This is a genomic window from Ruegeria sp. HKCCD6604 (assembly GCF_013110635.1).
In the GTDB taxonomy this organism is placed as follows: domain Bacteria; phylum Pseudomonadota; class Alphaproteobacteria; order Rhodobacterales; family Rhodobacteraceae; genus Ruegeria.
In genome coordinates, this window is the sequence record NZ_WVQW01000022.1 from 1 (window position 1) to 11,211 (window position 11,211).

Genomic DNA, 11,211 nt, shown 5'->3' on the forward strand with positions numbered 1-11,211 from the left:
CCAGCTACTTGGCAACAACAAAACCCTTGAAAAGTTGTGAAGTTCGTTTGGCCACCAAGCGGCCGTTCGCTGTGATTGCAGTACTTAAGCCCAATTGCGACAGCTTTGCGCGGAAAGCGATCTTCGCGAAGCCTGTGCAGCATCCCCGAAATCGGACCTCCAACTAGGTTACAGAGATCAGCAGGTTAGTGCGATGCTTAGAAAAAATTTACAGGCCTCAATAATCATGCCGTGCTCTGGTGATCTCAGGGGCAATAAACATGGATGGGGTCGCGGAATCTTCTGTTGTTTGAGTATCGTTCGAAATAAACAAGGGCTAAAGCTTCCGACCAATCACCAAAAACGGTAAGTCTTTAAAATGCCATTGAATCTACTGAGAATTGAAATCCTACGGGACCATTGCAAGCGTCATCTTGAAGCTCTCGAAGCCTGGCTTCGTCGACTAATACATGATGAGTTCAAGAACGAGTACGGAGCAAACTATTTGGACGCCAAGTTGCCCGATGGAAGTTTTCTTCTGAACTCAAGCATCAGGAAACATATTAATGCTCGCATGGCCGATCAACCAGAGAGGTTCGCTAGACCCATTGATGCCGCGATGTTGGATCAGGCGATTGCAATTATCTCAAATCCTCGCCATTTCGACGCCCATTTCCGTGCCCCGCTAGAAAGAGCTTTCCCTCTTGGAGATAGGCATGCAAAGGAGACGCTGTCACGGCTCATCGAACCAAGAAATCGTTTGTACCATGCAAACCCGATTTCTACGCGCCAAGCTGAACAGATAATCTGTTATGCTGGTGACACCATTGACTCTATCAAAGCTCACTACAGAGAAATTGGTATGGAAAAAGAATATATTGCCCCTATGATAATTCGATTGTCAGATAACTACGGAAGTGAATACCACGAAGGTGATTTTCAACGAAATAGCACGGGACGCGCGAGCTTGGGTATTCCAGGCGATGCCCAGCTTAGATTAAGACCAGGTGATGTTTATAGAGCGCAGGTCGAGATACATAATCCTGACCCTGAGTCTAACTACCATGTAGATTGGGTGATCACTCAGAACGATGGCGTTACACCCTCTGGTACTGACCTCATTCTAAATATCACCACGGACCACGTCAGAAAAGATTTTTCTATTTGGTGTCGCGTAGTTAGTGACAAAGATTGGCACCGTTGTGGTGACGTAGATGATTCGCTGCATATCCCGCTAAAGATATTGCCACCCGCCGACTAATGGGTTTTCAGCCATGTTCAACGAAATGGTGGTTCGCACTATGGTGTGAGGTAGATTGAATTTTAGTGATAGTTCAGTTTAGAACGCACACCGTTTCTGGTCCAATGTATACGTGCCGCACATGCAAAAGACCGAAGCTCGGTCGACGGCAGCAATGGGCTCAAAGGACCTGTTCTGTCTCACCGCAGAGAATGACTGCAGTGAGCCCACTTCTACCGATGCTGCGCGTTGCTCGAACGTCAGCTTTGCGTTGAGCATTCTAGGTGCGTTGTCAGGCTCATAGATTAAATCCAGAAACTGGTTCTAATGGTTCTGACCCACTGGAGTCCCAGTACTAGCTGCCATTTCGAAAGCGTTGCAGTGTCTGCGGATAATTCGATGGAAAACTCCAGACAGCTTCGCCCGGAGCACGCACAAGCCCGCGCGCTTGAGGATCTCGGTCTGTAAGCAGAGAAATGAACAGGTCACTGCTGGCCCAGGGCGAAGACCGAAAGTACCAATGCCCGTTTCCTGTATCGGCTGCTTCGGCCTCGGTCACATCGATGATATGTAGGGTTTTCATCTCAGACAGTCGGCGCTGGAACAGAGACCCATTTATTGCTTCATCGGAAACTTGACCCAGACGGTCGCGGCCGAAGACCAACCGTGACATCGCCAGCGCTGAATCGGTCTGCGATTGATAGAGTGTCACACCTATAACGGCATCCAGAAGGCCGTCTTCAATTGATTGCAAGAAATAGCTTCGATCAAGATCGCTGCTGATCAGGATCAACTGCCCCAGCCGCGGCTTTGGCCCAGGCCGCAAAGCAATCTGATAGGCGGCTTCAAATGCGAGCCTTGAGCCTGCGCTGTATCCTATAAGGTGAATGCGCCGGGCGTTGGTGTTTGCCGACAAGTATTCGACAAGAGACCGCAAATTGCGGCGCGTCGCCAATGCAGATTCCTGATCCCGAAAATACGCCAAGCGATTGGGTGTAGCGGGCCAGTTGTAGCTGATGAAGGCGCCCTGATAGCCCAGAAAGTGTTGCAACTCTTTGGAGACAAGGGTCGAGTAATCAAAATCGACATTGTAGCCATGGACATAGATGAAAATGTCTTTGTTGCGAGAGGCTGCAAGGTGATCGTCAATCCATTGGGCAAACCGAAGTCCGGCTGCCTTCATCTCCTTTTGCGAAGGTGGATCGTTCATGTAGCGCGTGACACTGAACGGCATGACACCAATCTCTTGTACGTCAGACAAGCTGAGCGTGTAGTCCTTAGCGCGGTCGCGCGTCATGGTAACGTGGCGAAGCTTTTTCAACGTCGCCAATGGGGGGTTGCTTTGCACTTCGGCAATGCCGGTACGCAGAATGTGACCGCGCTCATTGTTGTAATAGGCTTGTGGGTCGCCGGGAACCGCGGGCAGCCGATCTGTAGCGTAGAATAGCTGCGAACGCTGCACGAAATTGTCTTCCGTGATGTCCTTGTAAGGGTCAAAAGCAGCCTCGGCATAGACCGTTGGGGAGGGCATCAGTTCAATTTCGTCATAGATGTTTGGCCCGCAGGCAGCGAGGACACAGAACGAACACACGGTTGCCGCAGGCAAAGCTCTGGCAATCAGTCGCCTCGTCGTTCCTTTTCTGAATTGCCTTTGTCCGACTGTTCGCATCCGGCTGCAATTGTCGGTCCCAAGCATGTCGGCACCGCTGCTCGCGCCTTGGCGCAACTTCGATACTACAGACCTGTTTGTGTTCGGCATGGCCGCCTTTCGCATAATGCCCTTACTCAGAAGCTGTAGGTCACACCCAACACGGGTCCGAATTGTGAGAGCTTGAACCTGCTGTCAACTTCACCTTTGTCGACCATGATGTGGCGATAACCTGCGCGCAAATTCCACTTTGGAGCGATCGCATAACCTACCGTTGCCAAAAACTGTGCGGTTTCGCGATCTGAGCGAAATCCACCATAGTCGGCCAAGGCAACGGCCGACCATCGGTCATTGATCTGATACCGGATACGGGCCGCAATCAGAGGGTCTATCCAATCGTCGCTGGCACTGGAACTTGGTGCCGGGGTGGGGCCGCCGACCAGAGTGATCGTGCTGCTCGTCTCAAACCAGCGAAACCCGCCACCGAGATCGACGGCCAGGTTTTGGTCTTGATAGGCCGTGTAAGCGGCATATCCACTTAAAAACTGCGTCTTCAGACTGGTTTCAGCGCCACTGAACACCGGGCCGGGAGTGTCATTGTCAAAGGACAGGTCTGTGCGCATGTAGTCCGCGATCAGCGACCACCGGCCACTTCGCGCTTCAAGTGTACCCATGAATGCCAGATCAAGGTTTTCAACCGCTTCACTGAAGCTGAGTTCCGACTCCAGCGATCCAATGGTTGTCTTGGTGTCCGCCGCGTAGATGTAGAAGCTGCCGGAAAAACTCCAGTCGGAGTCCTGTGCCACTGCTGTTGATCCGCCGGGCAGCATCGTCGCCGCAACCAGAAAACTGCTTGCGATACACCGTATTTTTAAGCACGCCATGGCCCGCTCCCCCCTTTGCCTATCCCGAGTTCGAGGCGCGGCAAAAGATGGGCCGCGCCGTTGTCCTGTTACGTTTCACAATCGCATTCGACCGGGTCGAGTATCGGAACAGATGCCTTAACGCTATTCATTTCACGGGCGCGAAACTCTGACGGTGTTTGACCCGTCCATTTCTTGAAGGCCCGTGTCATGGCCGTCGCGTCAGAGTATCCCAAATGATCAGCGATATCGCCCACCGACAATTCAGACTTGGAAAGCAGATGTTTCGCCTGGTCACATTTGGCTTCGATGACGATGCGCGACAGTGATGTCCCATAGGCAGCAAGCCGTCGGTTGAGAACCGCGCCTCGAAAACCGCATGCCTTGGCGAGCGCCGTAGCCGACAAGTCCGTGCGCCCGACCCTTGAGTTGGCAACGCTTTGGATCGAACTCAACAAGTCTGTAGGTACAGGGTTTTTTTCGTCCTGAGTGGTCAACACGTACTCGGTCGCGGTTCGGTTAACCAGTTCAAACAAAAGCCAGGCACTTGGGAAGCGGATGGAATACCCGTCTGAGCCCGCACCTACCGCCCGGATACCGTAGAAGTAAGACGGGAGCAGATCAGGACGGTTCACACGCACAAGAACCTTATTTGCTTCCCAACGCTGACCTGCGGTTTCATACAGCAACGTAGCCCATCGGCTGATCTGAAACGCATCCATATAGGCGGGCGAACAGCATGGCGTGAACCTGCGTTTGGCGGACAGCACGGCGAACTCTCCAGAGACATCGAGTGTCATGGTGACCGCGTTTGTGTTGTTTCCCGCATGAACGCAAAACCTGGCAATGAAATCGGCCAGCGACTTTGCTACGCGAAAGGCCTGTCCGAATGGGGATGCAACGGTCGGATCTGAAGTTTGACCAACAAGTGCTGGAAAGTCTGGGGATGTCTTTTGTGCGACGGCTTCAAACACGGCATAGACAGTGTCGTGCGGAATGAAACAACTCGGAGCGTTCAATTCCGAGAAGGATAGATCGAATTCCGCTAGGAGACTTTCTACAGATTGACCGGATTCTTGAAACGCAAGCAAAAGCGGCACGATAACCCGCCCGCGTGTAAGCGGCGGTGTTCTGTGTTGAGCATGTGCGTCATGCCCTGTCATCATAGCTCCTTAAGACCCCGCAATTGAAAGGTCGGGCACGTCAAGCATAGACCAGCGCGGCTCTGTGTCCCTGACCTGCGTCAAAACGGAAGTCACTTTTTGAGGTAAAAAAGTCAGGTGCCCGCTGGTAGGGGCTCAATCGAATTGAACCACGCTACCCGCAGAGAGTGCGCTCTAAGAGATTGACATCACCACACGAATAATAGGACCGCCGTCGGGTCAATATGCAAAGAGAGTTTCTAGTTGTTGGCCGAAACGCTATCGCTACCTGTCATTTTTAACCAGTTTTCGGAAGCGGTCGCTCCAATCTGTCAGGGCATACATTCGAACTTTGTGGTTTGTTGGAGAGAGATGGCCAAGGCTCCAATTGTAGCATTTTAAAAAACAACAAAATGAGAGGCGTGAGAATGCGCTTTTGATCAGGTGCCGGGACCATCAAGCAATGCATTTCTGTAATTGGCTAGTGGAGCGGGCAAACTATGAATCTCACGCACAAACGCTGGAAACTTGCTGCTTTAGCTGTCCTGATTGGAAGCACAGCGACCGCTCAGAGCTTTGATACCACGGTCGATGCACTTGCTGAGACATATGAAGTGCCCATTACCATAAACAACTTTGTTCGGGCTGCTACAGACAATGAACTGAAGACGTACAATGGCCTGGCCGGAGGCGTAAATCAGTTCTTTCACTTCAAAGAACCCACCCCCATCGACAATCAGCCCACCATTCGGATGAATCGCGACACACTCTACAGCGTTGCGGTTATTGATATCAGCCAAGGCGCAACCTTGACTCTGCCCGATGTGGGCGACCGATACATGACGACGATGGTGGTCAATCAGGATCATTTCATCAATGCAGTGTTCGACGGTGGCGGTGTGTTCCAGCTTGACATGGGTACATTCCATACCCCCTACGTACTTGTTTTCATGAGAATACTGGTGGATGCCGAGAACCCCAAGGATGTTGCGGCGGTCAATGCAATTCAGGACGGGTTCACCATTGATGCTGCCTCCGCAACGCCCTTCGAAATGCCCAATTACGACGCGGAGAGCTTTGAGGCGCTGCGCCAAGCCGCAATTGAGCTGGGCAGGTTCGCCACAGACAGCGTCCGGACATTTGGTAAGGCAGATCATGTAGACCCATTACGCCATTTCCTTGGCACAGCAGTCGGCTTTGGTGGGCTGCCAGAAGACGAGGCCTTTTATCTTAATATCGAGCCCGGCCTGCCGCTTGGGGAATACAAAATCCAGGTCCCGGCGGATGTGCCAGTGAACGCATTCTGGTCCGTGAGCCTTTATAATGCAGACGGGTTTTTTGAACTCAATTCCCTCGACACGTATGTGGTCAACTCGGTCTCAGGCACCAAGAATGACGATGGCAGTGTGACCGTGCACTTCGGCGGTTGCAACGACGGACGTGTGAACTGTCTCCCGATCATGGATGGCTGGAACTATGCCGTGCGCCTTTATCAGCCGGGCCCAGAGGTCATCGACGGAAGCTGGGTCTTCCCCTCCGTAGAACCCGCAAACTGAACAACAGGATGCTTACGATGAAAAAGCTTCTTCTGACAGTCGCGCTTACACTCCCGACAGGCGTTTGGGCCGAAGACATGGTCGATGTGACCGTCGACACCCTTGTGCGCGCCGAGACAGATCACATGTTTCGGACCAACATGGCCAATCTCGGCCTCGCTGTTGGCGAATTGGGGCATATGCGCGAAGCCACCACACCGGATAACCAGCCCGTCATCCGCATGAACCAGGACACGCTCTACTCCGGCATTCTGCTGGATTTGAGCGAACCCGTCGAAGTGACACTGCCTAAAGCGGATGGCCGCTATATCTCGATGCATGTCATCAATCAGGACCACTTCATGTATGCCGAGGCAGAGCCCGGCACGTATCAAATCACACAGGAAGACCTTGGTACGCGCTTTGGTTTCATCGCGTTTCGCACATTCGTCGATGTGACTGACCCGGATGATATTGCCGCCGCGCAAGCGGCACAGGATGGAATTGTCGTCAGCGGCGGTGGAACGGGCCCGTTTGACGCGCCCAACTGGAACACCGAACAACTTGCCACTGCGCGTCAGGCGATAAACGATTTATCCTTGCTGGGCACCGATTCAGCCCGCGCCTTTGGCAGAACAAAGGACGAGATTGATCCGGTTCAGTTTCTGGTCGGTGCGTTCTCGGGTTGGGGCGGTCTTCCGCCTGAGGCCGCGATCTATCTGTTGGACGCGGTCGATCAGAATGACGGCGAAACACCGCATGCGGTAACCGTCAAGGATGTGCCGGTTCGGGCGTTCTGGTCGGTGACTGTCTATAACGGTGACGGCTTTCTGGAAGCCAATGATCTGGGCGTAAACAGCTACAACGGTTACACAGCCGAAGCAGCAGAAGACGGCTCGGTCACGTTGCATTTCGGTGGGTGCGACGATGGCCGCGTGAACTGTCTGCCGATCACTTCGGGCTGGAACTATGCGATCCGCCTTTATGAGCCGGAGGATGCAATCCTGAACGGCAATTGGACCTTCCCGAAGTTGGAGCCGATCAACTAGGCCACTCGCCCAACCTGCATTTCAAAAGGAGTACACGGCTATGCGTCGATCCCATACTCTTATGGGGCTGCTTTTTGCAGCCAGTGCCGGAACCACAACCGTTGCAGACGAGGCATCCGATCTGGCCCAGGAACTGGCCAACCCGCTTGCGGCAATCGTCTCGGTTCCGTTTCAATTGAACCATGATGAAAATCTGGGCGTCTCTGATCAGGGCTCGCGCACCACGCTGAACTTTCAACCAGTCGTGCCCTTTCAACTGAACGATGACCTTAACCTGATCACCCGAACTATCATTCCTTACATCTGGCAGGAAGACGTTGTGCCGGGCACACGCCAGGAGGGGTTCGGAGATATCCTTTTCTCTGCGTGGTTCTCGCCAATCGGAACCGGGGACATAACGTGGGGCGTGGGTCCCGTTGTGCGCTTTCCAACCTTTAGCGACGTATCGAGTGATACATGGGCTGCTGGGATCACCGGCATTGCACTGCGACAGACCGGTCCGTGGACCTATGGTGCGCTGGCCAATCATCTGTGGGATCTAGAAAGCAACCCCGACACCCCCACGAATGTGAGTTTTGTCCAGCCCTTTCTTGCTTATTCCACCGAAGGCGCGTGGACCTATTCGCTGCAAAGCGAAAGCGCCTATGACTGGGAAACTGATGCCTGGGCTGTGCCTATAAACGCTTCGGTCTCCAAGCTGGTCCAATGGGGGGCGCTGCCGGTCAATCTGCAAGCGGGGGCGGGCTATTGGCTCGAAGCGCCCGAAGTGGGTGCCGAAGGCGTTCGCTTGCGTTTGCAGGCTCAGGTCGTCTTGCCCAGAGGGCGCTGACGTTTGGCTGAAGAACTTTTTATGAAACGTCGAAAATAGGGAGGTCTTGATGGCCGATCAGATGCAACGCAATGCGCAAGCGCATGTCGAGCTTGACCCTGACCATTAGGATCTGATTGTCAGAAGCTGCAATCGGCTCATTCGACACGCCGTTCGGGTGATGTCTTTGTTCATGGTCGTTGTGATCGGATTTGCCGTCATCGACGCCGATTACTCGTTCTACATCAAGCTTGTAAGTCCACCGGTCCTGATTCTTGACGTCAGTGTTCTGTTGGAGGTTTTTGCGGCCGCGCTTGTTGTGCTGATCGCTATCGAGATTTACACGAATGTCACGCTCTACCTGACGGCCGATGTCATACATGTGAAGCTGGTAGTTGCAACTGCCCTGATGGCCGTTGCCAGAAAGGTCATTACACTCGATACGACGGACCTGGAGCCGCTTTATTTCGTTGGGTATTCTGGACTCGGTCTGGCGTTTGGTGTCACGTATTGGTTGCTGTGGCGTGGCAAGTAGATATTTCAAAGGACGCCTGTATCGACGCTGGCATAAGCGAGATCGCCGACATTAGTGTTTTTTTGAAGCCGCAATCGCCTCCTTATTCAGCCAAAGAAGAAACGCTCGAAAATCTTAAAGAAATCCGGAAGCAGACCTTGGCACCTGCCCGGTGAAAGTTCCCTTTGTCCCGCATAGCGGTCGCTCGCGATATTCAGGCGAACGTCAGAATCGAGCCCATTTTTCCGGATACTGCACGATGTTCCAATGACTGTTTTGGGCAGAAATCGGGCTTTGCAAAGCTCCGTGAATCGGCCCGTATTGGACCCTTGATGATGCTCCACCAAGCTTCAATTCGGCTCCAAGAAACGGAACTTGTTTGATAGTGCAGAGATTAGCGATTTTGTTTAAGGATTGCACCGTTTCGCATAATCAACGAAAGCTCTGACACGGGGCGGCATATTGCGCTTGGATAGATAGTTCAGGGAGAACCGGGGCAAATCAGCGGTCTGGCCTTCCAGAACCTGAACCAACCTGCCGTCTTCCAGCAAGCTCTCGACAGAGCTTGCAAAGATATAGGCCAGCCCAAGCCCCGCCTTTGCGCCTTCAAGGATGGAGGTCACGTCGTTGGTGACGATCTTGGGACGCGGCATGACCGAATAGGGGCCGTCTGTGCCTGCAAATACCCACGGGGCCAGCTTGTCAGCACCTGTAATAGCAAAACAGACCCCGCTATGTGCCGCCACATCGGCCGGTTTCTCTAGGGGCGGGCAATTGGCTAGATATTCGGGGGACGCGACAATCGTCATCTTCAGTGTAGGGCCAATTGCGATGGCATATGTATCAGGATCAAGCAGGGTCTCAGCACGGATAGCAGCATCAACCCCGCTGGTTACGAGATCGACTTTTGTTTCGTCATAAATTAGTTCAATCGCCACCGCCGGATGTTCTTTTGCAAATCCTGTGATTAGGGCATCCAGAAACAATTGGCCCGCGGCGGTCGGGGCCGTTAGCCGAAGCGTGCCCGACAGATCTTCGTTTAGGTCGTGAATACTTTTCAGTGCTGTTTCCAGATCATTGATTGCTGGCAGGCTACGGCGAAAAAGAAGTTCGCCCGCTTTGGTCAGGGCGATGGCCCGGGTCGATCTTTCGATCAGGCGCACGCCAAGGCGATCTTCGAACCTCTGGACAGCTTCACTTACCGAACCCGCTCCAAGTTTCAGTTTTTCAGCCGCCGCGCGGAAACCGTTCTCTTGAGCAACCGCCACGAATATCGACACGTCGTTCAACTCATTTCGCCTCATTGTTAGATATTCCTTACATCGCGATCTAAAAATGGCTGTTTATCTAACAAATATCCCTGACTATCTTGCTTGGCAATGGAAACCACACGCTTCGCCACACGCAAAACCGGAGCGAGAAAGTCAAAAGGACAAAGCTGATGAGCACGATGAAAATCTGGGACCTACACATGACATATGACGGCCCCATGACCGAAGAATTTGCCGAGGGCACTAAGCGGTTGGCTGAAAGCATTGCGCAGGAAGCTGGTGTGATCTGGAAAATCTGGACCGTTGATGAAAGCAGTGGTGATTTCGGTTCGACCTATTTGTTCCGGGATCTCGCCGCCCTGGAAACCTACAAGGCGATGCACGTGAAGCGTCTGGCGGCAATCGGTGTCACCGTAACGTCGGACCATGTGTTTGATATCATGGAAGACCTCAGCTCAATCACCAACGCCCCCTTGCGCGAGGTAGTCTGATCAGGATCCCTCTTAAACTTGCGCACATACAAGGAGCTTTCAAATGAGCAATCGAACATTCCTGACCCTTCACAGCACAATCTATGCGTTGTTTGCCTTTGCGCTGTTTTTTCTGCCTGGTTTTCTGTGGCCAAACTACGGATTGGAGCTGAATGACCGCTACGCCTGGTTCCTGTCGCAGCACAACAGCATTTTTCTTGGAGGGATTGCCATTATTGGCTTTCTTCTTAGGGATGTGACCGACGGTGCAACCGCCCGGAAGCTGCTGACCGGGCTGATGGCAACCAACGCACTTGGTTTTGTCGTAACGCTATATGCGGCGCTGACAGGTATCTTCACTGGCTTTGGTTGGTCGGATCCCGCATTCTTTGCGTTTCTTGCGGTGATGAGCTTCCTGCAACTCAAGAAACTTAGTCAGTCCTGATGGTAGGGAACGCGGCTCGGAGCTTTCCGCTCCGAGCTTTCTGCCAATAAGAAGTGGATTTATGTTAAGATCTAGAGCGGAGCTTTCAACAAAGCCACGTGTTTGCCCCCGCAATTAAGGTTCGCTACCTTTCCTGCATGTGAGAATGTAATGTCTGTATTGGGCGCATAGCTGTCTTTGGAGCGATCACATCAAAAGTCCGCTTCGTCCGCTCACCTACCATTTGCCGCCTGGTTCTGAACGTCCG

The 11,211-nt window shown here is 52.9% G+C and carries 11 protein-coding genes; 7 read left to right on the forward strand and 4 right to left on the reverse strand.

All coding sequences use genetic code 11. From position 1 onward, the window contains the following. The first annotated feature begins 484 nt into the window (after positions 1–484). A complete protein-coding gene (locus GS614_RS21790) occupies positions 485–1,240 on the forward strand; it encodes a hypothetical protein (RefSeq protein ID WP_216601250.1) in 756 nt (251 codons plus the stop codon). 334 nt (positions 1,241–1,574) lie between these two features. Here GS614_RS21790 and GS614_RS21795 read toward each other — a convergent pair whose 3' ends face one another. The 3 genes from GS614_RS21795 to GS614_RS21805 all read right to left on the reverse strand — a co-directional run bounded on the left by GS614_RS21795 (position 1,575) and on the right by GS614_RS21805 (position 4,896). Further along, a complete protein-coding gene (locus tag GS614_RS21795; RefSeq protein ID WP_170400931.1) occupies positions 1,575–2,750 on the reverse strand; it encodes an alpha/beta hydrolase in 1,176 nt (391 codons plus the stop codon). A gap of 254 nt (positions 2,751–3,004) precedes the next feature. Further along, entirely contained in the window at positions 3,005–3,751 is a 747-nt protein-coding gene (locus GS614_RS21800) for an outer membrane protein (protein ID WP_253285502.1), read from the reverse strand. Between the two features lie 68 nt (positions 3,752–3,819). Then, positions 3,820–4,896, reverse strand: coding sequence for a helix-turn-helix domain-containing protein (locus tag GS614_RS21805; protein WP_371809428.1), 1,077 nt, complete (start codon positions 4,894–4,896; stop codon positions 3,820–3,822). Between the two features lie 476 nt (positions 4,897–5,372). Here GS614_RS21805 and GS614_RS21810 point away from each other — a divergent pair, with 476 nt between their 5' ends. From GS614_RS21810 to GS614_RS21825, 4 genes are all read left to right on the forward strand, one after another. Further along, a complete protein-coding gene (locus tag GS614_RS21810; RefSeq protein ID WP_171727316.1) occupies positions 5,373–6,428 on the forward strand; it encodes a DUF1214 domain-containing protein in 1,056 nt (351 codons plus the stop codon). A gap of 17 nt (positions 6,429–6,445) precedes the next feature. Beyond that, the gene (locus GS614_RS21815; RefSeq protein WP_170694911.1) at positions 6,446–7,456 is read left to right on the forward strand and encodes a DUF1254 domain-containing protein; all 1,011 of its coding nucleotides are present in this window, start codon (positions 6,446–6,448) and stop codon (positions 7,454–7,456) included. 40 nt (positions 7,457–7,496) lie between these two features. After that, positions 7,497–8,285 carry a transporter gene (locus tag GS614_RS21820; RefSeq protein WP_170400928.1) on the forward strand — a complete coding sequence of 263 codons (789 nt, stop codon included), beginning with the start codon at positions 7,497–7,499 and terminating at the stop codon, positions 8,283–8,285. Positions 8,286–8,445: 160 nt separating this feature from the next. Next, positions 8,446–8,799 carry a phosphate-starvation-inducible PsiE family protein gene (locus GS614_RS21825; protein ID WP_171727317.1) on the forward strand — a complete coding sequence of 118 codons (354 nt, stop codon included), beginning with the start codon at positions 8,446–8,448 and terminating at the stop codon, positions 8,797–8,799. 386 nt (positions 8,800–9,185) lie between these two features. Here the strand turns inward: GS614_RS21825 and GS614_RS21830 are convergent, their stop codons facing one another. Continuing rightward, the gene (locus GS614_RS21830; RefSeq protein ID WP_171329880.1) at positions 9,186–10,082 is read right to left on the reverse strand and encodes a LysR family transcriptional regulator; all 897 of its coding nucleotides are present in this window, start codon (positions 10,080–10,082) and stop codon (positions 9,186–9,188) included. A gap of 137 nt (positions 10,083–10,219) precedes the next feature. On the opposite strand from GS614_RS21830, the gene GS614_RS21835 reads away from it, so the two are divergent. Then, positions 10,220–10,540: a monooxygenase gene (locus GS614_RS21835; protein WP_171364712.1), complete on the forward strand. Its 321-nt coding sequence runs from the start codon at positions 10,220–10,222 to the stop codon at positions 10,538–10,540. A 43-nt stretch (positions 10,541–10,583) separates the two neighbouring features. After that, positions 10,584–10,964 carry a hypothetical protein gene (locus tag GS614_RS21840; RefSeq protein WP_171329884.1) on the forward strand — a complete coding sequence of 127 codons (381 nt, stop codon included), beginning with the start codon at positions 10,584–10,586 and terminating at the stop codon, positions 10,962–10,964. Positions 10,965–11,211: the final 247 nt, after the last annotated feature.